Annotated in this window: 25 protein-coding genes; 24 read left to right on the top strand and 1 reads right to left on the bottom strand. The window is 53.0% G+C overall.

Features of this window, described 5'->3' with window-relative positions:
* Positions 1 to 106: 106 nt before the first annotated feature.
* From AC3G2T_RS31935 to AC3G2T_RS31890, 10 genes are all read left to right on the top strand, one after another.
* The gene (locus AC3G2T_RS31935; RefSeq protein WP_488438033.1) at positions 107 to 328 is read left to right on the top strand and encodes an AtpZ/AtpI family protein; all 222 of its coding nucleotides are present in this window, start codon (positions 107 to 109) and stop codon (positions 326 to 328) included.
* The gene (locus AC3G2T_RS31930) at positions 325 to 708 is read left to right on the top strand and encodes an ATP synthase subunit I (RefSeq protein WP_474686759.1); all 384 of its coding nucleotides are present in this window, start codon (positions 325 to 327) and stop codon (positions 706 to 708) included. The genes AC3G2T_RS31935 and AC3G2T_RS31930 overlap by 4 nt, the downstream gene beginning before the upstream one ends.
* A gap of 33 nt (positions 709 to 741) precedes the next feature.
* Positions 742 to 1,440: a F0F1 ATP synthase subunit A gene (gene atpB, locus AC3G2T_RS31925; RefSeq protein WP_488438032.1), complete on the top strand. Its 699-nt coding sequence runs from the start codon at positions 742 to 744 to the stop codon at positions 1,438 to 1,440.
* A gap of 74 nt (positions 1,441 to 1,514) precedes the next feature.
* Positions 1,515 to 1,739 carry a F0F1 ATP synthase subunit C gene (gene atpE, locus AC3G2T_RS31920; RefSeq protein ID WP_474686761.1) on the top strand — a complete coding sequence of 75 codons (225 nt, stop codon included), beginning with the start codon at positions 1,515 to 1,517 and terminating at the stop codon, positions 1,737 to 1,739.
* Between the two features lie 77 nt (positions 1,740 to 1,816).
* Positions 1,817 to 2,302 carry a F0F1 ATP synthase subunit B gene (gene atpF, locus AC3G2T_RS31915; protein WP_474686762.1) on the top strand — a complete coding sequence of 162 codons (486 nt, stop codon included), beginning with the start codon at positions 1,817 to 1,819 and terminating at the stop codon, positions 2,300 to 2,302.
* On the top strand, positions 2,299 to 2,832 hold the full coding sequence (locus AC3G2T_RS31910) for a F0F1 ATP synthase subunit delta (RefSeq protein ID WP_474686763.1): 534 nt from the start codon (positions 2,299 to 2,301) through the stop codon (positions 2,830 to 2,832). Before atpF ends, AC3G2T_RS31910 begins: the two co-directional genes overlap by 4 nt.
* Before the next feature lie 47 nt (positions 2,833 to 2,879).
* Positions 2,880 to 4,394, top strand: a complete 1,515-nt coding sequence (atpA, locus tag AC3G2T_RS31905; RefSeq protein WP_474686764.1) for a F0F1 ATP synthase subunit alpha — start codon at positions 2,880 to 2,882, stop codon at positions 4,392 to 4,394.
* Between the two features lie 132 nt (positions 4,395 to 4,526).
* Positions 4,527 to 5,384 carry an ATP synthase F1 subunit gamma gene (atpG, locus tag AC3G2T_RS31900; protein ID WP_474686765.1) on the top strand — a complete coding sequence of 286 codons (858 nt, stop codon included), beginning with the start codon at positions 4,527 to 4,529 and terminating at the stop codon, positions 5,382 to 5,384.
* A gap of 127 nt (positions 5,385 to 5,511) precedes the next feature.
* Positions 5,512 to 6,909: a F0F1 ATP synthase subunit beta gene (gene atpD / locus AC3G2T_RS31895; RefSeq protein ID WP_474686766.1), complete on the top strand. Its 1,398-nt coding sequence runs from the start codon at positions 5,512 to 5,514 to the stop codon at positions 6,907 to 6,909.
* A gap of 49 nt (positions 6,910 to 6,958) precedes the next feature.
* Entirely contained in the window at positions 6,959 to 7,366 is a 408-nt protein-coding gene (locus tag AC3G2T_RS31890) for a F0F1 ATP synthase subunit epsilon (RefSeq protein ID WP_474686767.1), read from the top strand.
* A gap of 898 nt (positions 7,367 to 8,264) precedes the next feature.
* Here the strand turns inward: AC3G2T_RS31890 and AC3G2T_RS31885 are convergent.
* On the bottom strand, positions 8,265 to 8,942 hold the full coding sequence (locus AC3G2T_RS31885) for a stalk domain-containing protein (protein WP_474686768.1): 678 nt from the start codon (positions 8,940 to 8,942) through the stop codon (positions 8,265 to 8,267).
* Between the two features lie 316 nt (positions 8,943 to 9,258).
* On the opposite strand from AC3G2T_RS31885, the gene AC3G2T_RS31880 reads away from it, so the two are divergent.
* The 14 genes from AC3G2T_RS31880 to murA all read left to right on the top strand — a co-directional run bounded on the left by AC3G2T_RS31880 (position 9,259) and on the right by murA (position 24,073).
* Positions 9,259 to 9,624 carry an NADH-quinone oxidoreductase subunit A gene (locus tag AC3G2T_RS31880; RefSeq protein WP_474686771.1) on the top strand — a complete coding sequence of 122 codons (366 nt, stop codon included), beginning with the start codon at positions 9,259 to 9,261 and terminating at the stop codon, positions 9,622 to 9,624.
* Complete coding sequence (locus tag AC3G2T_RS31875) at positions 9,609 to 10,127, top strand: NuoB/complex I 20 kDa subunit family protein (RefSeq protein WP_474686769.1); 519 nt, start codon at positions 9,609 to 9,611, stop codon at positions 10,125 to 10,127. The genes AC3G2T_RS31880 and AC3G2T_RS31875 overlap by 16 nt, the downstream gene beginning before the upstream one ends.
* Complete coding sequence (locus tag AC3G2T_RS31870) at positions 10,124 to 11,080, top strand: NADH-quinone oxidoreductase subunit C (protein ID WP_488438031.1); 957 nt, start codon at positions 10,124 to 10,126, stop codon at positions 11,078 to 11,080. Before AC3G2T_RS31875 ends, AC3G2T_RS31870 begins: the two co-directional genes overlap by 4 nt.
* Before the next feature lie 3 nt (positions 11,081 to 11,083).
* Complete coding sequence (locus AC3G2T_RS31865; protein ID WP_474684383.1) at positions 11,084 to 12,184, top strand: NADH-quinone oxidoreductase subunit D; 1,101 nt, start codon at positions 11,084 to 11,086, stop codon at positions 12,182 to 12,184.
* Positions 12,185 to 13,189: an NADH-quinone oxidoreductase subunit NuoH gene (gene nuoH / locus AC3G2T_RS31860; protein WP_474684382.1), complete on the top strand. Its 1,005-nt coding sequence runs from the start codon at positions 12,185 to 12,187 to the stop codon at positions 13,187 to 13,189.
* Positions 13,190 to 13,202: 13 nt separating this feature from the next.
* Positions 13,203 to 13,655 carry an NADH-quinone oxidoreductase subunit NuoI gene (gene nuoI / locus AC3G2T_RS31855; RefSeq protein WP_474684381.1) on the top strand — a complete coding sequence of 151 codons (453 nt, stop codon included), beginning with the start codon at positions 13,203 to 13,205 and terminating at the stop codon, positions 13,653 to 13,655.
* On the top strand, positions 13,648 to 14,178 hold the full coding sequence (locus tag AC3G2T_RS31850; RefSeq protein WP_474684380.1) for an NADH-quinone oxidoreductase subunit J: 531 nt from the start codon (positions 13,648 to 13,650) through the stop codon (positions 14,176 to 14,178). The genes nuoI and AC3G2T_RS31850 overlap by 8 nt, the downstream gene beginning before the upstream one ends.
* A 3-nt stretch (positions 14,179 to 14,181) precedes the next feature.
* Positions 14,182 to 14,493, top strand: a complete 312-nt coding sequence (gene nuoK, locus AC3G2T_RS31845) for an NADH-quinone oxidoreductase subunit NuoK (protein ID WP_474684379.1) — start codon at positions 14,182 to 14,184, stop codon at positions 14,491 to 14,493.
* A 15-nt stretch (positions 14,494 to 14,508) separates the two neighbouring features.
* Complete coding sequence (nuoL, locus tag AC3G2T_RS31840) at positions 14,509 to 16,422, top strand: NADH-quinone oxidoreductase subunit L (protein WP_488438030.1); 1,914 nt, start codon at positions 14,509 to 14,511, stop codon at positions 16,420 to 16,422.
* Positions 16,412 to 18,034 (top strand): complex I subunit 4 family protein, encoded by a 1,623-nt coding sequence (locus AC3G2T_RS31835; RefSeq protein WP_474684377.1) that lies wholly within the window; start codon positions 16,412 to 16,414, stop codon positions 18,032 to 18,034. The genes nuoL and AC3G2T_RS31835 overlap by 11 nt, the downstream gene beginning before the upstream one ends.
* A gap of 4 nt (positions 18,035 to 18,038) precedes the next feature.
* A complete protein-coding gene (locus AC3G2T_RS31830; RefSeq protein WP_488438029.1) occupies positions 18,039 to 19,550 on the top strand; it encodes an NADH-quinone oxidoreductase subunit N in 1,512 nt (503 codons plus the stop codon).
* Between the two features lie 170 nt (positions 19,551 to 19,720).
* Positions 19,721 to 22,237 carry a S8 family peptidase gene (locus AC3G2T_RS31825; RefSeq protein ID WP_488438028.1) on the top strand — a complete coding sequence of 839 codons (2,517 nt, stop codon included), beginning with the start codon at positions 19,721 to 19,723 and terminating at the stop codon, positions 22,235 to 22,237.
* A 20-nt stretch (positions 22,238 to 22,257) separates the two neighbouring features.
* A complete protein-coding gene (locus tag AC3G2T_RS31820) occupies positions 22,258 to 22,509 on the top strand; it encodes a DUF1146 family protein (protein ID WP_474684374.1) in 252 nt (83 codons plus the stop codon).
* 244 nt (positions 22,510 to 22,753) lie between these two features.
* Entirely contained in the window at positions 22,754 to 24,073 is a 1,320-nt protein-coding gene (gene murA / locus AC3G2T_RS31815) for a UDP-N-acetylglucosamine 1-carboxyvinyltransferase (protein WP_474684390.1), read from the top strand.
* Positions 24,074 to 24,087: the final 14 nt, after the last annotated feature.

Below are 24,087 nucleotides of genomic sequence, written 5' to 3'. Positions count from 1 at the left end.
AGTTACTTCAATTGACAAACCTTGCATGGCTTCGATACAATATATGAGGATTCAGCCTAGGCTTACGAGGCAAGCTTTCCGAACGGAAAGCTCCCAGGAGGATGCGATGAATAAGCCAGATCCCAAAGATAATCCGTGGCGGGCAGCCGCCTTAACTACTGCAATCGGTGTCGATCTTGTCGTATGTTTATTGGCCGGGTATTGGTTTGGCGAATGGCTGAGTCACATGCTTGGGGGACAGCTCTGGTTGCTTGCCGGATTTTTGCTTGGACTAGCGGCTGGCGTCGTCAGCATTTACTTCATGATAAAGCAGTACGGAGGGCTATGATGGATGAATTTTCAGCCCATCTGAAAACGGTTCAAAATGTGTTTCTCTTCTTCTTATCCTTTTGCTTGGCTGCTTGGGCCCTTCTCGTGGATTACAGAGCCTACATTGCGGGATTGATGCTCGGCTCCTTGGCCAGCATGATCAATGCAAGATACTTGGCCTGGAAAATCCGCAAGCTGACGGAAACTGTAGTTGAAAAGAAGGGGCGCAAAGGGCCTATCGGCTTTTTGACAAGGGCGGCAATAGCAGCTTTGGCTGGAGTTATCGCAATTCGATATCCGGAACATGTCGCATTACCCACGACGGTGGTCGGATACTTTTTCGCACAATTGGCAACAATCGTATTGGGTATTATTTCTATTAAGAGGTCAGGGAAGTAATTTCAATCGTTGAAAGGGGTGAAAATGGAAAACATGGAACATCATGCACCGGGGTTTGAATGGTTGGGCATTCATTTCGATGCGTCTGCGCTGTTGATGATCGGAGTTACGAGCATTATTGTCTTAATTCTTGCGATTGCCGGAGCCAGCAAAGCATCGGTTGAGAATCCATCGAAATTGCAAAACTTTTTGGAATGGGCCATCGAGTTTGTGGAAGGCATCATCGGAAGCACGATCGGTTCCAAGCACGGCAAGCCGTTTATTGCGCTGGGGCTGTCGCTGATCATGTATATCTTTATCGGCAACATGCTGGGGCTTCCGTTCTCGATTGTTACCGAGGATCACGTCTCCTGGTGGAAGTCTCCGACAGCGGACATCGCGGTTACCGGAGCGCTTACCGTTATCGTTATCTTCTTGAGCCATTACTTAGGGATAACCCGCAACACGAAGCATTATTTCGCGCATTACTTTGAGTACAAAGGGGCTATGCTGATCCTTCATTTGATTGAAGTCGTATCCAAGCCGCTTACGCTTGCATTCCGGCTATACGGTAACATTTATGCGGGTGAAATTATGATATCTGTCATCATCGGGGCAGGCTGGTTTGGAATTGCGCCGCTCTTTGTATGGCAGGGCTTCAGTGTGTTCGTAGGCGCGATTCAAGCATTCGTATTTACGATGCTGACGATGGTTTACATCTCGCAAACGCTCGTTCACGAAGAAGAGCATTAACAGCAAGACTTACCTCGGGAAGTCTCGAGTCATTTTATATAAAAAACTACTCAATTTAAGGGAGGATTTTCTCAATGGGAGCTTTAGCATTAGTCGCAGCAGGTATTGTATTTGGTTTAGGGGCACTTGGTGCAGGTATTGGTAACGGTTTGATCGTAGGTCGTGCACTGGAAGGTATTTCCCGTCAACCGGAACTTCGCGGTACGCTTCAAACTACAATGTTCATCGGGGTCGGTCTGGTAGAGGCAATGCCGGTCGTTGCGCTGGTTCTTGCATTTATCTTCATGGGCCGTGCTTAAGAATTCGTTTGGCGGGGATGGCCATTTAGCCTCCACGCCTTCGTTTTGCCCACGTTATCAGAAGGGAGTGACGTTACTTGCATATTGAATGGTCCACATTTTTTATACAGATCATCGCGTTTTTGATTTTGTATTTGCTGCTCTCCAAATTTGCGTTCGGTCCTCTGTTTGGGATGATGGAAAAACGCAGACAACTGGTGAAAGATCAAATTCAAACGGCCGAAAACAGCCGCAAGCAAGCCGAGCAACTGCTAGAGGAGCAAAAACAAGCCCTTCAGCAAACCCGCAAGGAAGCCTACGACATTATCGAGCAAGCGAAACAAACAGGCTCCAAACAAGCGGATGAGATTATCCACGCTGCACAAGCTGAAGCGAGCCGTCTGAAAGACGAAGCGCTGAAAGATATCGAGAACGAGAAAAACAAAGCGGTTGCGGCTCTTCGCAGCCAAGTGGGTGCGATGTCCGTTCTGATCGCTTCCAAAATTATCGAAAAGCAAATCGACGAAAAGTCACAGGAAGAATTGGTTGAGCATTACCTCAAAGAGGTAGGAGGCAACGTATGAGTGACATCGTCGTAGCGAAGCGTTATGCCAAAGCTCTGTTCGAAGTGGCGAAGGAGAAGAACCTGATCTCCCAAGTGGAAGAAGAGCTGAAATCTGTAGTCAATGCGGTTAAGGACAATGCGGATCTGCAGAAGTTCCTCGGCCATCCGAATATCGGAGCTTCCGTGAAAACGGATTTGCTGAAACAGATTTTCGAAGGCAAAGTTTCCGAACCGGTGTGGAACACGCTGCAAGTCTTGATCGATAAAGGCCGGGCGGCGATTTTGTCTGCTTTGGCGGTCGAATATGTGAAGATTGCTAATGAAGCTCTCGGGCAAGCGAACGCAACCGTGTACTCGGCAGCAAGCTTGACGGACGCCCAACAAGTGGAAATTGCGGCTCAATTCAGCAAGATTACCGGTAAAACGATTCGCGTTGCGAATGTCGTGGAGCCTAAGCTCGTCGGCGGCATCCAAGTGAGAATCGGCGACCGTTTATATGATGGAAGCATCGCAGGAAAGCTTGATCGTCTGGCCAAATCGTTAGTTTAATAAAGGTCTTTAAAGCACAAGCACTGTAAGAATAGGGGTGAAGTTCGTTGAGTATCAAACCTGAAGAAATCAGCACATTGATTAAACAACAGATCGAGAATTATAAATCCGATATGCAAGTGGTTGATGTAGGTACAGTCATTCAAGTAGGTGACGGTATCGCTCGTGCTCACGGATTGGAAAACGTAATGGCAGGCGAGCTGCTTGAGTTTCCAAACGGCGTTCTGGGCTACGCGTTCAACCTTGAGGAAAGCAACGTAGGTATCGTTATTCTCGGACCTTACACGGACATCCGCGAAGGCGACCAAGTGAAACGCACGGGCCGCATCATGGAAGTGCCTGTAGGCGAAGAGCTTCTTGGCCGTGTCGTGAACTCGTTGGGTCAACCGGTGGACGGCAAAGGTCCGGTCAACACAACGGAATTCCGTCCTGTAGAGAATATGGCTCCAGGCGTAATGGCGCGTAAATCCGTTCATGAGCCGATGCAAACGGGTATCAAAGCGATCGACGCGATGGTTCCAGTCGGACGCGGACAGCGCGAATTGATCATCGGCGACCGCCAAACCGGTAAAACGGCAATCGCGATCGACGCGATCATCAACCAAAAAGGCAACGGAGTGAAATGTATCTACGTTGCAATCGGGCAAAAACAATCGACAGTCGTAGGCGTTGTTGAAACCCTTCGCGCTGCCGGCGCATTAGACTACACGATCGTTGTTACCGCTTCGGCTTCCGAGCCGTCCCCAATGCTGTGGCTGGCACCTTATTCTGGCTGCGCAATGGGCGAGTACTTCATGTACAAAGGCGATCACGTACTGATCGTTTATGATGACCTTTCCAAACAAGCGGCTGCATACCGCGAGTTGTCCCTCTTGCTCCGCCGTCCTCCGGGCCGGGAAGCTTACCCAGGTGACGTATTCTACCTGCATTCCCGTCTGCTTGAGCGCGCTGCGAAGCTGAACGATGAACTGGGCGGCGGTTCGATTACCGCATTGCCATTCATCGAGACGCAAGCGGGCGATATCTCCGCTTATATTCCTACGAACGTAATTTCGATTACGGACGGACAAATCTTCCTTGAGTCAGACCTGTTCTACTCCGGTCAGCGTCCAGCGGTTAACGTTGGTAACTCCGTATCCCGGGTAGGGGGCTCCGCTCAAACGAAAGCGATGAAAAAAGTTGCCGGTACACTGCGTGTGGACTTGGCTCAATATCGCGAGCTTGCTGCATTCGCAGCGTTCGGCTCCGATTTGGATAGAGCGACTAAAGCTCGTTTGGACCGCGGTGTTCGGACACTTGAAATCTTGAAGCAAGGCGTGCACCAGCCGCTTTCGCTCGAGAAGCAAGTTGCTTCCCTGTACTCGGTCGTTAAAGGGCACCTGGACGACCTTCCGGTACAAGACGTGACCCGTTTTGAAGCGCAATTCCTGGCTTACCTGGATTCCAACCGTCCGGAAATTCTGCAAAGCATCCGCGATACGAAAGATTTAACTGCGGATAACGACAAAGCTTTGGCAGATGCGATTCAGCAATTCAAAAAGAGCTTCGCGGTTTCTGAATAAATCATGCGTACCTGAGCTTTTCTTTCGCGGGAAGCCCAGGTACTCCATGTTAAGCCTGAAATCGGGCCTTGTCGCCTGAGTCGGGTTTTCGAATGAAGGCTTTTCAAAGCCTCAAAAGAGAGGTGAGCAGGTATGGCAAAAGGAATGCGCGAGATTAAGCGCCAGATCAAATCCACTCAAAACACGAAGCAGATCACCAGAGCGATGGAGATGGTGGCTGCAGCGAATTTGAGAAGAGCTCAGCAAGCGGCGGAAGCGGCTCGCCCTTACTCCGACAAGCTGAAGGAAGTGGTCGGGAGCATCGCCGCAGGGACCAAAGGCGTTAAGCACCCGATGCTTCAAGCGCGTGAAGTGAAGAAAACCGGCTATTTGGTAATCACCTCCGACCGCGGTCTGGCAGGCGGTTACAACGCTAACGTGCTGCGGAAGGTTATGTCGGAGATTCGTGAGCGGCACAAGTCCACGTCCGAATATTCGGTTTTTGTAATCGGCCGTAAAGGCAGCAACTTCTTCTCCAAACGGCAGATTCCGATTGTACAAGAAGTGACGGGTCTTCCCGATTCCCCGACTTTTTCGGATATCAAATCGGTAGCCGCTGCGGCGGTAGCCAACTTTGAGAACGGCTCTTACGATCAACTGTTCCTGGTGTATAACCAGTTTAAAAACGCGATTACTCAAATTCCGACCATGGTCCGCCTTCTTCCGATGGAGGATGTGTCCGGAGTGTCCGCAGCAAGCTACGAGTATGAGCCATCACCGGAAGGCGTACTGGAAGTTCTGCTTCCCAAATACGCGGAAACGCTCATCTACAGCGCGGTCTTGGAAGGAAAAGCGAGTGAGTTCGGGTCGAGAATGACAGCCATGAACAGCGCGACGAAAAATGCAACGAAAATGATCAGTTCCTATACGCTCGCTTACAACCGTGCGCGTCAAGCTTCGATTACGCAAGAAATTTCGGAGATTGTCGCCGGGGCCAATGCGAACGCGTAAAAGTTCATAAAGCTCTGCGCAAGCAGAGTTCGGATAAAATGCTTACGAAGTTAGCTTTGCTAAAGCAAAGCTCAGATTATGCTTACGAAGTCAGTTTTCCTAACGGAAGACTCTTAGGAGGGAAACCATGAGCAAAGGGCGCGTTGTGAATATTACAGGGCCTGTCGTCGATATCGAGTTCGAGCGCGGGCAACTCCCTGAAATTCTAAATGCTATCAAAATTAGTAAAACCGAAGGCGGACAACAAAAGACCATGACGGTTGAAGCGGCTGTTCACCTTGGTGACAACCTGGTTCGCTGCGTAGCGATGTCCTCGACGGACGGTCTTGTTCGTGGAGCTGAAGCTACAGATACAGGTGCAGCTATTACTGTACCGGTAGGCGCAGCTACACTTGGCCGTGTATTCAACGTATTGGGCGATCCGATTGACGGTAATGAAACTGTAGACCGTACATTGACAAGCCCGATTCATAAAGCAGCACCTTCATTTGAAAACTTGTCGACCAAAGCTGAGATCCTGGAAACAGGGATCAAAGTAATCGACTTGATGGCTCCTTACGCAAAAGGTGGTAAAATCGGTCTCTTCGGCGGTGCGGGCGTAGGTAAAACCGTAACGATGCAAGAGCTGATTCACAATATCGCGCAAGAACACGGCGGTATTTCCGTATTCGCCGGTGTAGGCGAAAGAACGCGTGAAGGTAACGACTTGTATCACGAGATGAGCGATTCCGGCGTTATCGCCAAAACGGCGATGGTTTTCGGTCAAATGAACGAGCCGCCAGGCGCGCGTCTTCGCGTAGCATTGTCCGGTCTGACCATGGCCGAATATTTCCGTGACGAAGAAGGAAGAGACGTTCTTCTGTTCATCGACAACATTTTCCGCTTTACCCAAGCAGGTTCCGAGGTTTCCGCCTTGCTCGGACGTATGCCGTCCGCGGTAGGTTACCAGCCTACGCTGGCAACTGAGATGGGTCAATTGCAAGAGCGTATTACATCCACGAAAAAAGGTTCCGTAACTTCGATTCAAGCGATTTACGTTCCTGCGGATGACTATACGGACCCGGCGCCGGCAACTGCGTTCGCCCACTTGGACGCAACGACGAACCTGGAGCGCAGCATCGCGGCAGCGGGTATTTTCCCTGCGGTGGATCCGCTTGCTTCTTCTTCCCGTATTTTGACGCCGGAAACTCTCGGCGAAGAACATTACAAAGTAGCTCAAGGCGTTAAGCAAATTTTGCAGCGCTACAAAGAGCTTTTGGATATCATCGCGATCCTGGGTATGGATGAGCTGTCCGACGAAGACAAGCTGATCGTACTCCGCGCCCGCCGTCTCCGTCTGTTCTTGTCCCAACCGCTTCACGTGGCAGAGCCGTTCAACGGATTCCCGGGCATTTACGTGCCGCTTAAAGAGACAATCCGCAGCTTCAAAGAAATTCTTGAAGGCAAGCACGATGACCTTCCTGAACCGGCGTTCCACAACGTTGGCACAATCGAGGACGCTATCGAGAAAGCGAAAACGCTGTAACGCCTAGCTTTATGCTTTCGAAGCAAAACTCGAAGAAGGGGGAGTCCAAGTGAGCACATTCCTGCTGGAAATCGTAACGCCCGAGCGCAAAGTGTATGCTGAACAAGTGAACATGATTGTCGCAAAAGGCGTTCAAGGGGAGCTTGGAATTCTGCCTAATCACATTCCACTTGTAACTCCGTTGAAGATTGCCTACGTTACTGTGAAAAAACAAGGAGCAAAAGACCAGTTTATCGCAGTAAACGGCGGTTTCATGGAAGTGCGCAAGGATAAGGTGGTTATTTTGGCGGAAAGCGCCGAGCTGCCGGAGCAAATCGATGTAGATCGTGCGAAAGCTGCCAAAGAGCGCGCGCAGCAACGTCTTGCCGACACGAAACAGGCACACGTTGATTTCAAACGCGCGGAAGCGGCTTTACAGCGTGCATTGAATCGGATCGACGTATCCGGAAAAAAATAGATTGGATTCGCAAAATCGCCCTCCACACGGCCAAAACGGCTTGGTGAAGGGCGATTTTTATTTTGGGCGAACGATAGAATTATGGCAACAGTTTGTTCTTGAGCAATGCCAGCCGGCTTTGCCTGTAGCCCCCACCTTAGTAATTAATGAAGGAAAGGCTGTCCCAGGTGCAGAGCAATCTGCTTGCGGAACAGCCTTTTTGTATAAATAGGTGATGAACATCGGCGTCCCGATGTCATGAACAATCCCCTACCGCCGTCAAGGATGTTTTTGCACGGCTCGTTCTTTGGCCGTTCAAAGACGGTGGTGCCGAGATGGGCGCAATGGCTTTCCTAATGGGCGCCTTGGTTGACCACCGTCATACGACGCTTACACCGGCTGGGATGGGAGCTGCGCGTGGTGCGAAATCCCCCTGCACGGGTTGCGGCGCTGCTCGGCGGAGGGCATAAGTCGGCTTGGTAGGCCAAGCCCGGGGAGAAAAACCTGCAAAAGTGCAGGAATTTCCGACGAAATGAGCCTGATCCCACGTGCTCGGTGGAAAAGCCTGCACAAATGCAGGAATTTTCCGCTCCCAACCTCTCAACGCGCAAAAAACTGCACTTTTGCAGGCTTTCTGCGCAATGCCAAGCAGTTGCTGCCTCAAGCGTGCGAGTTCCTGCCTTTTGCAGGCTTTCTGCGAATGCCGAGAGCGTAGCTGGCTCAAGCATATGAACTCTTGCTTTTCGCAGGCTTTCTGCGCAATGCCAAGCAGTTGCTGCCTCAAGCAAGCGAGTTCCTGCCTTTTGCAGGCTTTCTGCATGCGGCAAGATAGCTGGGCAGTCGGGCGGTCCGGCTCCAGAGTGTGGGTTTCTCAACAGCCCTGACTTTCCGTTTGCCGCCCTACATGGTGAATTTGTTCTTACTTATAGTAAGAATCGATCAATGGGACGAAGTAGCCGCCGCCATCTTTGACTTGCATGGAGATGGTCACGGTTTTCACGTTGCCGATATTGACTTCGATGTCTTTCAGTCCGTCATTCGGCGAAATGGTTTCTACTTTTTTGAGGAGCGCATTGCCATCAAGGTCTTTGATCTCGAAATCGGTTAAATCTTTATCGATGGCTGCAATTTTCAGGTGCAAGGTTTGGTACTTTTTGTCCGGGGTGATAATGAGTGTTGGTCCGCCGGACCCTTCATGGTAATAGTAAGCTTCTTTATAGTCTTTATTCTTGTATGTCGTTTGCGCCGGGTCTTTTGTGTAGGTGTAGTCGTTAAACTTCTCCGCATTCAAAGGCGTTCCATTCACTTTTTCCCCCAGAATAACTTCCTGGTTCGCAGCGTCGTAATCTACGGCTACATTTAAAGCGTTGGCAACTCCTCTTACCGGCAAATAGGTGTTCCCATTGTATGTAATGGGCAGTACGGCCAGTCCCTGCGCATCGTTCAGCTGAGCGACTTTGCCGTTGACGCGAACTTTCAAATCTCCATTTAGATAAGCTTGGATTTCTTGCAAGTTGGCGCCGGCGTAAACACCGGAGCTAACCCCGACCAGCAAGGAAATTCCGGCTACGGAAGCTACTAATTTTTTGTTCAGCATGTCTCTGCTCCTTTGAAAATTTTTCGGAAAATGTAAGGAATATACTAAAAAATTCTATTTAATTATAGAATTTATTCAACCAAGTATCAATAAGTCTGAATGTTCATTTTGTAGCATAAATCATACCGCCTATTGGACGCGAAGATGGCTCAGGAATAAATAAGGTGTGAATTGGAAAAAGTACACGTTATGAATGTGCGGAAATAGTCATCGACGCCCAAATTCCTTTTTGTTATAATTGTTAAGGTGATTATTACCATTTTTGATAAGTTGAATGAGAAAAGCAAATAGGAATGGAGGCGGTTACATACGGATGATGTACACAAATAATTACGTGATTGTGGCGATTTTCCTGGGACTTTCGATTTTTCTTCCTATTGCCGCGTTAACGATTGGCAAACTGCTGAGACCGAGCAAGCCTGTCGAGGAGAAGTACACGACGTATGAGAGCGGCAACGAGCCGGTCGGAGAAGGGCAAATTCGTTTTAACATTCGTTATTATCTGTTCGCGTTAATGTTTGTCATTTTTGATGTGGAAACCGTGTTCTTGTACCCATGGGCTGTCGCTTACAAGCAGCTTGGATTGTTTGCTTTGGTGGAAATGTGCATTTTTGTAGCCTTGCTTGCCATAGGATTATTATACGCTTGGAAAAAGAAGGTGCTGCAATGGACTTCAGTCTAGAATCGATCTCGCCCGAGGAACGGGAAGAGCTAAACCGCAACGTATTTATGACCACGCTGGAGCAAGTAAAAGCCTGGGCTCGGAGCAATTCGCTTTGGCCGCTCACGTTTGGCCTCGCCTGTTGTGCCATTGAAATGATGGGAACTGGCGGGTCGCACTATGATTTGGACCGTTTCGGAGTCATCTTCCGTACGTCGCCCCGACAATCCGATGTGATGATTGTCGCAGGGACCGTTACGAAGAAAATGGCTCCTTTGCTGCGCCGTCTTTATGAGCAGATGCCGGAGCCGAAATGGGTCATCGCCATGGGCTCCTGCGCTACGGCGGGCGGACCTTACGTAAAGTCGTATGCCGTTGTCAAAGGCGTCGACCAGGTCGTCCCCGTCGATGTCTATATTCCCGGCTGCCCGCCTAATCCGGCGGCGCTCATCTACGGGATCAACAAGCTTCAGGAGAAGATTCGCTATGAAGCGAAGACCGGGAAGCAGGTGATCCATCGATGAGCGACGAGAAGAAGCCGGAAGAGCAGGCTCCCGCGCCGGAAGCGGCGGAGGAGCGCAAGGCTGACGCCGCCGGCGGAAGCGAGCCCGCGGCGCAGCCGGAGCTGGCCGAAGCCGCCGCCGAGGTCGGCCGGCTGACGCCGGAGGCGCGCGCGAGCAAGACGCCGCTCAGCGCGGAGACGCAGGCCGCGGTGGACGCCGCGGCGGAGAAGCAGGCGGCGGACCCCGCCGCGCAGACGACGAGCGAGCCGAGCGACGCTCCGGCTGCGGAGATCGCGGCCGAGCGCGCGGCGGCGAGAGCGGCCCGCCAGGCTGCGCGGGCCGCTGCCGCAGGCGATGCGCCGGCAGCCGACGCTGCAGCCGGCGACGACGAGAAGGCGGCCAAAGCGAAGGCCGCCGCAGAAGCGCGTGCCGCGCGGGCAAGCAGCCGCGCGGCCAAAGACGGGGACGCGGAGCCTGCCGCGCCGAAGGAGCCGTCGCCGAACCAGCCGCTGCTGGACCGGCTGGTGGCGATCTTGAAAGACAGCGCCGGCGAAGACGCTGTCGTCGAAAGCTTTATCAACGAAAGGGACGGCCACCGTCCTTACGTGGTCATCCAGCGCGAGCGCTGGCCGCAGGCGGCCGAAGCGCTCAAAAATCACGAAGAGCTGAAGTGCGACTACCTTCGCAATCTGGCAGGTGTCGATCAGGAGACGCATCTGGAAGTTGTGTACCATCTGCTTTCCATCCCGTATAACCGCGAGTACTGCGTGAAGGTCAAGACGGACCGCGATCAGCCAAGCATTCCGTCCGTGACGCCGGTCTGGCCGACGGCGAACTGGAACGAGCGGGAAGTTTACGATTTGCTGGGCGTCGATTTTCCGGGACACCCCGATTTGCGCCGAATTATGATGCCTGACGATTGGGTCGGATATCCGCTCCGCAAAGATTACGAACCGCTGGACCCGGAGGTGTAGCATTTGTTACGGACAGAAGAACTGCTGTTGAACGTAGGCCCTCAGCATCCCAGTACGCACGGAGTATTCCGTGTAATCGTCAAGCTGGACGGGGAGATCATCCGGGAAGCAATTCCGGTCATGGGCTACCTGCATAGAGGAACCGAGAAATTGGCGGAGAATTTAAGTTATACGCAAATTATTCCATATACGGACCGGATGGATTACGTGTCGGCTATGACCAACAATTACGTGCTCGTCCACGCCGTAGAGAAGCTGATGCAGCTGGAAGTCCCCGAGCGGGCGGAGTTTCTCCGTCTGATCGTTATGGAGCTTCAACGTGTCGCCAGCCATCTGGTGTGGTGGGGAACTTATTTGCTGGACATCGGGGCGATGAGCCCTTTCCTGTACGCGTTCCGCGACCGGGAGATCATTATCAATCTGTTCAATGAGCTGTGCGGCGCCCGGCTTACATACAATTACATGCGGGTAGGTGGCGTGAAATGGGATGCGCCGGAAGGCTGGATCGACAAAGTGCGTGAGTTCGTCCCTTACATGCGGGGCAAGCTGGACGAGTACGATAATCTCGTCAGCGGCAATGAAATTTTCCTGTCCCGGATCAAAGGAATAGGGAAATACGACGCCGAGACGGCTATCGCTTACGGGCTCAGCGGCGCGAATTTGAGATGTACCGGCGTAAATTGGGACATCCGCAAAACGCAGCCTTACAGCTTGTACAACCGCTTTGAATTCGATGTGCCGGTTAGGGACGGCGGCGACTGCTACGACCGCTATGTCATCCGGCTGGAAGAAATTCGCCAATCCTTGCGCATTCTGGAGCAAGCGGTGGAGCAGTTCCCGGCCGAAGGCGAAACGATGGGCAAGGTGCCCAGAGTGCTCCGCCCGGCGGAGGGCGAAGTGTATGCCGCCATCGAGTCGCCGCGCGGCGAAATCGGCTGCTACATCATTTCCCGCGGCAAGCAGGAGCCGTACCGCTTGAAATTCCGCAGGCCTTCCTTTGTGAATCTGCAAATTTTGCCTAAACTGCTCGTAGGCGAAACGATGACGAACCTCATTACCATTCTTGGCGGAATTGACATTGTCGTCGGGGAGGTCGATGCGTAAATGATGGATTTGCTGAATCAAAATCTGACTTGGACGAACTTTTTCATCTTCCTGTTTTGGGGCGTCGTCATGCTGATGCTCGTTCTTGGCTTCGTCACCTATGCGATCTACTTCGAGCGCAAGGTGCTGGGCTGGATGCAGCTTCGCATCGGTCCGAACCGGACCGGTCCGCTCGGACTGCTGCAGACCGTAGCTGACGTTTTGAAGCTGCTGATCAAGGAAGATACGATTCCGAAAAAAGCGGAGCGCGAGCTTTTCATACTGGCGCCGGTCATTACGTTCATCCCTTCGTTCACGATCGTCGCGGCGATACCTTTTTCCGACAAGCTGTTCAACGCCAATCTCAACATCGGGCTGCTCTATTATGTGGCGCTGACGGGAATTTCCACGATCGGCATCATCCTGGGCGGGTGGGCGTCGAACAACAAGTACGCACTGCTCGGCGGCATGCGCTCGGCTGCGCAAATGATCAGCTATGAGGTGCCGCTGGTCGTATCCGTGATCGGCGTCATCATGATGACGGGCTCGCTCAACCTTCATACTATTGTGGATCAGCAGGCCGGGGGCTTCTGGCATTGGAACTTCCTGCCGCAAATTATCGGCTTTATCGTGTTCGTCATTGCCGGCATTTCCGAGCTGAACCGGACGCCGTTCGACCTTCCGGAAGCGGAGTCGGAACTGGTCGCCGGTTACCACGTCGAATACAGCGGCTTCCGCTTCGCTTTCTTCATGCTGTCGGAGTATGTGTACGTATTCGTCATCGCATCGCTGACGGCGCTGCTATTCCTGGGCGGCTGGCAGTCGCCGCTGCCGTTCCTTGATTTTGTGCCGGGCATTATCTGGTTTTTGCTGAAGTTCACCTTCATCGTGTTCGTTCTGATCTGGATTCGCGGCACGCTGCCTCGGGTGCGCATCGATCAACTGATGGGTTTCGGCTGGAAAGTGCTGCTCCCGCTGGCTTTGGCGAACATTTTCGTCACGGCGATCTATATGAGCATTTTTTAAGGAGGGCTGACAAGTGAAGGGCTTAATGAAAGGCTTGGGCGTAACGTTCAAAAGCATGACCCAGAAAAAAATCACCTACGCATACCCTGACGTCCCGCTCGAAATGCCGGATCGCTTCCGTGGCATTCAACATTTTGATCCGGAAAAATGCATTGTCTGCAATCAGTGCGCGCGAATATGCCCGACGGAGTGCATCACTTTGACGGGCAAAGCGAATCCGGACCCGGAGAAAAAAGGGAAAGTTATCGATACGTACGACATTAACTTTGAAATCTGCATCCTGTGCGATCTGTGCACGGAGGTTTGTCCGACCGAAGCGATCGTGATGACGAACAATTTTGAGCTCAGCACGTACAGCCGGGACGATTTGTTCAAAAACTTGCAATGGCTGAACGACAACAACACCAACATTCGCAAGGAGAACAACTCGGCCATGCCGAAAGGAGGCGCCAAAAAGGATGTTTAGCGGAATTGGCGATTTTCTATCGAGCGGATCCAGTTGGGCCTTCTTCATCTTCGCACTGCTGGCGATCGGCGGCGCTATCTTCATGATCAGCTTTACCAAGGTCATTCACATGGTCATCTCGCTAGCCCTTGCGTTTATAAGTCTTGGCGGGCTTTACGTCATTCTGGAGGCGGAGTTCGTCGCTTTCGTACAGGTGCTGATCTATGCGGGCGCGATCTCGATTCTGATGATTTTCGGCATCATGATGACCAAGCACAGGCATGGCGAAGAGGAGGAGCCGCGCCGTCCGTGGCATGAAGGGCTGTCTATTCTGGGCGCAGTCGGTTTGTTCGGGATTTTGTTCTATGCGATTCAAAAAACGACGTTCATCGCGAACGGCACACTGGACGCGGGCAAAGACAACACGCTCGAAATCGGCAAACTGCTCTATAACGAGCATGTCATTCCTTTTGAAATCATGTCCGTGCTGTTGACGGTGGCCTTTATCGGTGCAATCGTCATCGCCAAAAGAGAGGAGGACTAGCGGATGGGAACTGTAATCACTCCCTACCTGACTCTGGCAGCGATTTTGTTCTGCATCGGTTTGTACGGGGCCTTGACCAAGAGAAACGGGGTTATCGTGCTGTTATCCATCGAATTGATGCTGAATGCGGTTAACCTGAACCTGGTGGCATTCTCCAAGCTTGGCGACCATCCGGCACTTACCGGACAAATTTTTTCGCTCTTTAATATTACGATCGCTGCGGCGGAAGCTGCCGTCGGCATCGCGATACTCATTTCTCTATACCGGAATAAGGGAACATCGGACGTTACCGAAATGGATTCTATGAAGCGCTAGGAGGCTGAAAAGGACATGGTATCGGATTATTCACAATACGCATGGCTCATTCCGCTGTTTCCGCTGCTGGCTTTTCTAGCGCTTACGGCTATGGGACGACAGTTGAAAGACTTGGGCATTTATCTCAGCATTGCCGCGATGGCCGCGTCATTTATCGTGGCGCTGTTTATTTTCCTGGAGCGTCTCGGGGGCAATGTCGAAGGGTATACGTGGGATAAGCTGGATTGGCTCAGCGTGGGCGATGTCACGATCAAAATGGGATTCGAAGTTACGAATTTGAACTCTCTCATGCTCGTTATCGTTACGCTCGTCAGCCTGCTGGTCAATATTTACTCCAAAGGCTACATGAAAGACGATGAACGGATTCATGTGTTCTACAGCTACATCGCCCTGTTCTCGTTCTCGATGCTGGGCCTTGTTATTTCCGAAAATATGCTGGAGCTCTACATTTTCTGGGAGCTTGTGGGCGTCTGCTCCTTCCTGCTGGTCGGATTCTGGTATTTCAAGCCGGAAGCGAAAGCGGCCGCCAAAAAGGCTTTTATCGTAACCCGTATCGGGGACGTCGGTTTATTTCTCGCCATTTTGCTGCTGTTCTGGTATATGCCCGGACATTCGCTGGATTTCAGCTCCATACATAACGCATTTACGACGGGGAAAATCGATCCGGCGATCGTCACCTTGATCGCGGTTCTCATTTTTGTCGGGGCCATCGGCAAATCGGGCCAATTCCCGCTGCATACGTGGCTGCCCGATGCGATGGAAGGCCCGACGCCGATCAGTGCGCTCATTCACGCCGCAACGATGGTTGCCGCAGGGGTGTACCTGGTGGCGCGCACGTTCGATATTTTCCACGCTTCGCCGGATGCGCTGCTTGTCGTCGCCTACGTCGGCGGCTTCACCGCGATTTTCGCTGCGACGATCGGCGTCGCGCAGAACGACATCAAGCGCATTCTCGCGTATTCGACCGTCAGTCAGCTTGGCTACATGATGATGGGGCTGGGCATCGGCGTTTCTTACGCTTCGGGAATGTTCCATTTGTTCACGCACGCCTTCTTCAAAGCGCTGCTGTTCCTGGGGGCGGGAAGCGTGATTCATGCCGTACATACGCAGGACATTCATGAAATGGGCGGGCTGTCCCGCAAAATGAAGATCACGACATGGACGTTTGCCGTCGGCTCGCTCGCGCTCGCCGGAATCCCGCCATTCTCCGGGTTCTGGTCCAAAGATCTCATTTTAACCGAGGCTTTCGAACACAATCAACTGCTGTTCTGGGTCGGGATAGCAGCTGCGTTCTTTACCGCATTTTATATGTCACGGCTGTTCTTCCTTGTCTTCATGGGCACTTCTCGCGCCAAGGGCCATGCGGCTGACGATCGTGGCCGTCATGATGCTCACGAGCCGCATGAGTCGCCGTCTTCGATGACGATGCCGCTGATCGTCCTTGCCGTGTTGGCTGTCGTCGCCGGCTTTGTCAACACGCCGGCCAATGAATGGCTGAGCCATTGGCTGACAGGCGATAAACACGCGGCGTCCGCGAACTGGACGGTCATGGCGCTGTCGACGCTTGCCGGCCTGCTCGGAATCGGCCTGGGCTACTTGATGTATTTGAAACGTTCGCTGCCCGAAGATTTCTTTTCCGCCAAAGTTCCGGGTCTGCATAAGCTGCTGTACCGGAAATATTTTGTGGATGAGGCTTACGACGGGGTGTTTGTCAGACCGCTTCGCGGCCTGGGCTTTATCCTCGAATGGATAGATGTATATATCATCGACGGCATCGTGCGTCTGAGCGCTTTTGCGGTAGTCGGTCTCGGCCGCTTGGGCGCCCGCCTGCAAAACGGGCAGCTGCAAACCTACGGACTGATCACCGTTCTGGGTATGCTGATTCTGGCGCTCGCCATAGCGGGAAGGAGATTCATCCATGCTGGTTAATTTGCCGATCTTAAGCTTAATCGCTTTTTCACCGCTGCTGGGGGTTCTGGTTCTGCTCTTTGTCCGTCAGGAAAAAGGCAATTTGATCAAAACGATTTCCATAGCGGCCACATTGATTCCGCTCATTTTGGCGGCATGGCTGTACGTAGATTACAACTATCAGGGCGAGCCCCTGCAATATCAGGAGCAGCACAGTTGGATTACAGTGCCGCTTAATCATGAGGGCATTCAGCAATTAACCCAATATTTCTTCGAATTCAAATATTCGATGGCCGTGGACGGCGTGTCGCTGCCGCTTGTCTTTTTGACGGCGCTGATCTCTTCGATGGCGGCTCTGGCATCCGTACACATCAAGAAGCGCTGGAAGACGTTCTACATCCTGTTCCTGCTGCTGGAAACCGGGATGTTCGGCGTGTTCATGGCGCAGGATCTGTTTCTCTTCTTCCTCTTCTTCGAAACTACGCTCGTACCGATGTTCTTCCTGATCGGAATCTGGGGCTATATCAAGCGGGAAGAAGCCGCCAACCGCTTTTTGATCTATAACGGTCTTGGTTCGGCCATTATGCTGATCGCCTTCCTGATTCTGGTCAGCACGGCCGGTTTCAGCCAGGTGCAGTCGCAGACGGAAGCGATCGTGTATTACAGCGGGGACATTCATACGATTGCCCATAATTTGCTGCAGGACCCGGCGGCGCTGGTAAATCAGCCGAATACGCCGTTTTACCTGAGCAGCGGCATGAAATGGACGCTGTTCATCATGCTCCTCGTAGCGTTCGGCATCAAGCTGCCGATTTTTCCGTTCCATACGTGGATGCTTAAGGTGCATACGGAAGCGCCGCCGTCGGTCGTTATGATCCACTCCGGCATTTTGCTGAAAATGGGCGCTTACGGCCTGATCCGGTTCGGCATCCTGTTTTTCCCGGCGGAAGCGAAGCAATGGGCCTGGATGCTGGCGCTGCTTGGCGTCATCAATATTGTGTACGGAGCCATACTGGCCATCGTGCAAAAAGACTTCAAACTCGTGTTGGCTTACTCAAGTATCAGCCATATGGGCATCGTCCTGCTCGGCCTCGCCGCTTTTAATGTGAGCGGGCTGCAGGGGGCCGTGTTCCAGCTCGTCTCGCACGGACTGATCTCTGCGCTTATGTTCCTGATGGTCGGAAGCATCTTCGAGCGAACCGAGACGACGCAGCTCAACAGGCTGGGCGGCCTTGCCGGCTCGGTGCCTTTCATGAGCGGCATCCTGCTGGTAGCCGGCATGGCCTCGCTCGGGCTGCCGGGATTGTCCGGTTTTATCAGCGAGTTCCTGGCCTTTCTGGGGCTCTTCCAAACGCATCCCGTCTATACGGTTGTCGGTGCGCTCGGCATTATTTTAGCGGCGGTGTATGTGCTTCGAGGGGTGTTGAACATCACGTACGGACCTCCCAACGAAGGGCTGCGCGTACAGGGAATGAGGGATGCGCGGCTGATCGAGGCCGTGCCGATGATCGCCCTGGTAGCTTTCATTCTGCTGCTGGGCATATTCCCCAGCGTGCTTAGCCAGCTTTTGCAACAAACCTTGGGCAGCTTTGATCAGGTGATCCAAAGCGCAGCCGGGAAGATAGGAGGTTAGTCCGGTGGAACAGCTACGACTCCATGTCGCCGATTTATCGCATCTTCTTCCAGAGCTCTCGCTCGTTGCCGCCGCGATCGTCCTGTCGCTCTTGGATTTGATCCTGCCCAGAACGGTCGGCCGCTCTGTAATCGGATGGCTGTCGCTTGTCGGCATTGCCGTCTCGGCGTTGTTCGTCATTCTTCAATTGAATCCGGCAGAGCCGGTTCAACTTCTCAATATGAGTTATCGGGTGGACGATTTCTCTAATTTGTTCAAGCTCGTTTTGCTGGCGGGAACCGGCTTTGTCATCCTGATGAGCCTGGGCTCCGTGAAGGAAGACGACATCCCGCATGTCGGCGAATACTATTATTTTCTGCTTCCTGCCGTATTGGGCGCGATGGTTATGTCTTCTTCCGGCGATTTAATTACCCTGTTTGTCGGGCTGGAGCTGCTCAGCATTACGTCTTACCTGCTCGTGGCCATGAAGAAAAAGAACAACCAGTCGAACGAAGGAGCCTTCAAGTACATCGTAATGGGAGGCGTCTCCTCGGCCATTATTTTGTACGGCATGTCGTTCCTGTACGGCATGAGCGGCTCTACGAATTTGTCGCAGATCGGGGCGGCGCTGCCTCAGCTGCTGCCGGGATACGAGCCGCTGCTGTACGTGTCCTTCTTCCTGCTGCTTGCGGGCTTCGGCTTCAAAATCGCCGCCGCTCCGTTCCACAGCTGGGCCCCGGATGTGTACCAGGGCGCGCCGACGCCGGTCGCGGCATTCCTGGCCGTCGTATCCAAAACGGCGGGCTTCGCGATTTTGTTCCGGATCGTCTACCTGCTGTTCGGCTTCAACAGCTTCGGGCAAAGCCAGATTCAGGCGGACGTATTCCTGGCCTTGTCCGTTACGGCGGCCATCGCCATGGTGGCCGGGAACTTCATTGCGCTTAAACAGACGAATATCAAGCGGCTTTTGGCCTATTCGGGGATTGCGAATGCGGGCTACCTGCTCGTTCCGATCAGCGCGTATTTCTCGGCTGCGCATTTCGCCAACTTTTCCGAATTTATGTTTTACCTGATCGCTTACCTGTTCATGAACATCGGGGCTTTCGCCGTACTGATGATCGTTGAGCAAACCGAGGGGCACACCGAGCTTAAAGGTTTTGCAGGGTTGTATTACCGTGCGCCCTGGACGGCTCTGGCCATGGTGCTGATCGTGCTTTCCTTGACAGGCATCCCGGTTTCGGGAGGGTTTTTCGGGAAGCTGTACATTATTTTGGGCACAATGCAGACGCAGCATTACTGGCTTGGCGCGCTTATGATTGCCACCAGCGTCGTATCGTTCTATTATTACTTCGGCGTCGTGAGACAAATGTTCATGCGCACCGATTACGAGTCTACCGAGGTAAAAGTGCCGCTGCCGCTCGGCATTACGGTATGGATATGCGCGCTGGCCGGCGTTGCGCTCGGCTTTGTCCCGCACCTTGTCCTGAAAGGGATTGAATCGATTTTCAGCCTGACCAAGGATTTTATAATGATGTAAACGGCATTCTATTTGAGCCTTTTCCCGCGTAAATGTGGGAGAAGGCTGTTTTTTTGCCTGGCAGGCAGGGAAATCGGGTTTGAATGCAGAATATAAAAAGTTTATTATGAACTGTAGCTTAAAAAATGACTATATTAAAATTACTATGAATAAGAGGGACCTGTGATTTCATGAAAATGACCCGGCACCTGCTGCTTATTACATCAATGATACTGGTTATGGAACTTGCAGGAACGGCAATGAAAGCAGAAGCGGCATATCCGGAATCTACCGACCCGATGCGGGTCAAGCAAGTATATCTGGATACGATTCATATCAATGAAGCGTGGGCTGCGGCGGGCGATCCCAAGACGCCTATCGTGGTGGCCGTTGTCGACACCGGCGTTGACCTTGCGCATCCTGATTTAGCCGGGAATCTGGTTGATGGGACGAACCTGCTCCAGCCCGGACAAAAGCCGTTCGACGACAACGGACACGGAACGAATGTGGCCGGAATCATTGCGGCTGTCCGCAATAATGATAAAGGAATCGCGGGAATTGCCCCGAACGCCAAGGTGATGCCGATCAAAGCGCTGGAATCCGACGGTACGGGCGGCGAGGCCAAGCTTGGCGAAGGGATTCGCTACGCAGTGGATCACGGCGCCAAGATCGTCGTGCTTTCCCTCGGACTGAACAAATATTCGGATTACTTGGCGGATATCGTGCAATATGCGGAGGACCATAACGTGCTGCTTGTAGCGGCCGCCGGCAATGAGGGAAACAGCGTCAAATACCCGGCAGCCTATCCGACCGTGCTGGCCGTTGGCGGTGTGACGGCGGACCTGCATGCGGACTACCGCTCGAATTTCGGGCCGGAGCTTGACCTTGTGGCTCCCTGGGACGTGTACACGACCGCGCTCGGAGGCGGCTACCAGTACCAGGACGGCACCTCGATGGCGGCTCCGCAGGTCGCTGCAGCGGCAGCGCTGGTCTGGGGCAAGTATCCGGGCCTGCAGGCTTACCAGGTTCGCAGTCTTTTGGAACAGACGGCGGAGGATTTGGAAGGCACAGGCTGGGACGCCCATACGGGGTACGGGATGCTGCGGGTGGACCGCGCGCTGACGCAGCCGTATAAGGAAAACCGGTTCGAACCGAATGACCGGATGGATATGGCGGCCACGATCTCCGTTCATACGGACGTCCACTCATCGTTAAGCTCCGCTCAGGATCAAGACTGGTTCGCTATCGATGCTCCTTACGACGGAACTTTGCTGCTGACGATCCGGACAGGAGACGGCTCGGGCGTTCGCGTGCGAACGGGAGCGGGCGGGATGTACACAACCGACACCGCCGGACCGATTTCCATTCCGGTAAGCAAAGGGCGGAACTACGTGCAACTGCAGACGGTGGACCGCACGCGCAGTACAGCGCTGGACTACTCGCTGCGCACGGATTTCCACATTTACCGCGATCCGTATGAAGATAACGATAAGCAGTATAAAGCGTATGTGCTTCCGGCCAGAAGCCAGACCATTCGCGGAACGTTTCATCAAAAAGGCGACGTCGACTGGTTTATGATCCCGCTTGAGCAATCGGGCACGATGCGTTTGAAGGTGTCCGTCGATACGGCCCGGATCGACCCGGCCATCCTGTTTCAAAAAGAGGGAGAAAAGTCGATCACGATCGATCAAGGGGGCGACGGCGCTACGGAGATCAGTCCTCCGATGGAGCTTCTCCCCGGCCAGTATTACATCCGTATCAGCAACGTCAAAGATTATATAGAGCCGATTATGGGCGAGTATACGCTCAGCATTGAATTCACGCCCAAACTGATCGATCCGAACGAGCCGAACGATAAGCCGTATCAGGCTACTCATGTCAGCATGTTTACCGATTACGAGGGATTGTTTCATAAGGATGACGATGTCGACTGGTTCGAGTTCCGGCTCAGCCAGGACAGTTTGGCGCAGCTCAGCTTAATGAATATTCCGACAAGCAGGACGATCTATGCTTCTCTGTACGACAGCAGTCTGGAAGAACTGTCTTCCTACAAAAACGATTACGGAGCAAGCTCTCTATACTTCGAGCAAAAGCTTGCGGCCGGCACTTACTACGTGAAACTTCAATCGGACCAAGCGTTTCTCAGCCAGCTGTACCATTTGAACATAGGCAGCTACCCATTGATTAGCGGCTTTATCGATATCGCCGGCCATTGGGCGCAGAATGCCATTGCCCAGATGGCCGGTCAGGATGTGATCAGCGGCTACGGCAACTACCGGTTCGGCCCTGACCGCCCGATCACCCGGGCTGAAGCCGCCGCAGTGCTGGCGCGCGCGCTCCGATTGACTAAGCAGGCGGAGCTCAGCTATAAGGACATGGACTCTTCGAACTGGGCGTATGAGTACGTGGCCAAAACCGTGCTGGCCGGACTTGTCGACGGCTATCCGAACGGCACGTTTGGACCGAATCGGACGCTGACGCGCATGGAAATGACGCAGATGATGGCCCGCAGTATGAACATGACCGGCAAGCGGAGAGGAAATTCACCGTTTACCGATGTGAACGAATCGTACTGGGGAACCGGAATTCTCAAGCAAATGTGGGCGGACGGCTGGATTACCGGCTATCCGGACGGTACGTTCCGGCCTGAGGAGCAGGCTACGCGCGCAGAATTCGTCACCATGCTGGCGAAAGTATTGAACCGATAACCGAAATAGGGGGCGTCTATATGGCGGATGGCAGTACGTTAAGCTCGTTTGCGTCCTTTTCGTCAATTTTGAACATTCTGGTCTATTTAGTATGCATAGCCGCTTCATGGTGGGCGCTACAGGAGTTCCGGTTCGACGTTCTGCTCAAACGGCCCAGGAGCGCACAGGCCATCATGCTGCAAATTTTGCTGTCTATCGCATTAGGCCAGCTTGTAGCCAGCTTTTTCATGCAATACCTGGGGTTGTCAATCGGTTTTGGCCGGATGTTTTAAACTCCGATTTTTCGTCGTTTTTTCGAATAATGAGCAGTTTTCTTGTCAACAATGGTAGTAGAACGGACCTAAAAAGAACTTTCATCCGAATGCTATGGGTAGCCCAAAAAATTCCACAAGAACACAGTTGTCCAATATAGGGTGAGATGATAAACTTAGGAAATGTGAAAAGTGAGCGTTTCAGCTTGCTGTATCGATGAAAAGAACATATAGTCAATCAAAATAAGTTCGCGGAGGGACCATGATGAGCAAAATTATCGTCCGCGGTGGCCGAAAATTAGCCGGCAAGGTGAAGATAAACGGAGCGAAAAATGCGGTATTGCCGATTATCGCAGCCTCCATATTGGGGGCGGAAGGCGAAAGCGTCATTCACGACGCTCCTCCCCTTGACGATGTAATGGTTATCAATAAAGTGTTGGAAAGTCTCGGAATTGAAGTGGAGTACAGAGGGCAGACGATTCGGGTTCGCGCCCAGCAGATCACGACCTGCGAAGCTTCTTACGATCTCGTCCGCAAAATGAGAGCTTCCTTTTTGGTCATGGGGCCTCTCTTGGCGAGGCTAGGGCTGGCCCGCATTTCGCTTCCCGGCGGCTGCGCAATCGGCACAAGGCCGATTGATCAGCATCTCAAAGGGTTCGAGGCGATGGGGGCGGAAATTGAGCTCGGCCAGGGCTACATCGAAGCCAAGATCAAGGGCAGGCTCAAAGGCGCCAAAATCTACCTGGACGTCGCGAGCGTCGGCGCCACCGAAAATATTATGATGGCGGCTACGCTGGCCGAAGGCACGACGATTATCGAGAATGCCGCCAAGGAGCCGGAAATCGTAGATTTGGCGAACTATCTGAATGCGATGGGTGCTGTGATTCGCGGCGCGGGAACGGGTGTTATACGCATAGAAGGCGTGGAGAGGCTCAGAGGAGCTGTACATACGGTAATTCCGGATCGAATCGAAGCAGGAACTTATATGATCGCCGCCGCGATAACGGGAAGCGATCTTTACATGGAAGGCGCGATCGGCGATCACCTCCGTCCTGTCATTTCCAAATTGCAGGAAATGGGCGTAATCGTCGAAGAGGATGAGAACGGCATCCGAGTTCGCACGAACGGACCGCTTCGCGCGGTAGACGTGAAGACGCTGCCGTATCCCGGCTTCCCGACCGATATGCAGTCGCAGATGATGGCGCTGCTGATGGTGGCGGACGGCACCAGTCTCGTGACCGAGACCGTGTTTGAGAACCGGTTCATGCATGTGGAAGAATTCACGAATATGAACGCGCAAATCAAAGTGGACGGCAGAACGGCCTTTGTCAGCGGCAATGCGAAGCTTCAGGGCGCCAAAGTGTGCGCCACGGACTTGCGCGCAGGCGCCGCCCTCATCCTCGCCGCGCTCGCAGCGGACGGGGAAACGGAGATCACCGGCGTCCACCACATCGACCGCGGCTACGTGGACATTACCTCGGCGCTTCGCGGCCTCGGCGCGGACATTCACAGGGTTGTGCCGCAGCCCGCTCAACAGGAAGAGCCGGAAGTGGGCTTTTTCAACATCCAGCCATCCATGGCTTAATACACGCAAAGTTC

It is taken from the genome of Paenibacillus sp. sgz302191 (assembly GCF_057749925.1).
This window is presented reverse-complemented; position numbering and strand designations above follow the sequence as displayed.

Bases quoted from the DNA above. Each gene is read 5' to 3' on its own strand.
- AC3G2T_RS31885 (WP_474686768.1), bottom strand. From the start codon at position 8,942: ATGCTGAACAAAAAATTAGTAGCTTCCGTAGCCGGAATTTCCTTGCTG.
- AC3G2T_RS31880 (WP_474686771.1), top strand. From the start codon at position 9,259: ATGTACACAAATAATTACGTGATTGTGGCGATTTTCCTGGGACTTTCG.
- atpB (WP_488438032.1), top strand. From the start codon at position 742: ATGGAACATCATGCACCGGGGTTTGAATGGTTGGGCATTCATTTCGAT.
- AC3G2T_RS31850 (WP_474684380.1), top strand. From the start codon at position 13,648: ATGTTTAGCGGAATTGGCGATTTTCTATCGAGCGGATCCAGTTGGGCC.
- nuoH (WP_474684382.1), top strand. From the start codon at position 12,185: ATGATGGATTTGCTGAATCAAAATCTGACTTGGACGAACTTTTTCATC.
- atpE (WP_474686761.1), top strand. From the start codon at position 1,515: ATGGGAGCTTTAGCATTAGTCGCAGCAGGTATTGTATTTGGTTTAGGG.
- nuoK (WP_474684379.1), top strand. From the start codon at position 14,182: ATGGGAACTGTAATCACTCCCTACCTGACTCTGGCAGCGATTTTGTTC.
- AC3G2T_RS31875 (WP_474686769.1), top strand. From the start codon at position 9,609: ATGGACTTCAGTCTAGAATCGATCTCGCCCGAGGAACGGGAAGAGCTA.
- AC3G2T_RS31820 (WP_474684374.1), top strand. From the start codon at position 22,258: ATGGCGGATGGCAGTACGTTAAGCTCGTTTGCGTCCTTTTCGTCAATT.
- AC3G2T_RS31910 (WP_474686763.1), top strand. From the start codon at position 2,299: ATGAGTGACATCGTCGTAGCGAAGCGTTATGCCAAAGCTCTGTTCGAA.
- atpD (WP_474686766.1), top strand. From the start codon at position 5,512: ATGAGCAAAGGGCGCGTTGTGAATATTACAGGGCCTGTCGTCGATATC.
- AC3G2T_RS31935 (WP_488438033.1), top strand. From the start codon at position 107: ATGAATAAGCCAGATCCCAAAGATAATCCGTGGCGGGCAGCCGCCTTA.
- AC3G2T_RS31930 (WP_474686759.1), top strand. From the start codon at position 325: ATGATGGATGAATTTTCAGCCCATCTGAAAACGGTTCAAAATGTGTTT.
- AC3G2T_RS31835 (WP_474684377.1), top strand. From the start codon at position 16,412: ATGCTGGTTAATTTGCCGATCTTAAGCTTAATCGCTTTTTCACCGCTG.
- atpG (WP_474686765.1), top strand. From the start codon at position 4,527: ATGGCAAAAGGAATGCGCGAGATTAAGCGCCAGATCAAATCCACTCAA.
- murA (WP_474684390.1), top strand. From the start codon at position 22,754: ATGAGCAAAATTATCGTCCGCGGTGGCCGAAAATTAGCCGGCAAGGTG.
- nuoL (WP_488438030.1), top strand. From the start codon at position 14,509: ATGGTATCGGATTATTCACAATACGCATGGCTCATTCCGCTGTTTCCG.
- AC3G2T_RS31825 (WP_488438028.1), top strand. From the start codon at position 19,721: ATGAAAATGACCCGGCACCTGCTGCTTATTACATCAATGATACTGGTT.
- AC3G2T_RS31870 (WP_488438031.1), top strand. From the start codon at position 10,124: ATGAGCGACGAGAAGAAGCCGGAAGAGCAGGCTCCCGCGCCGGAAGCG.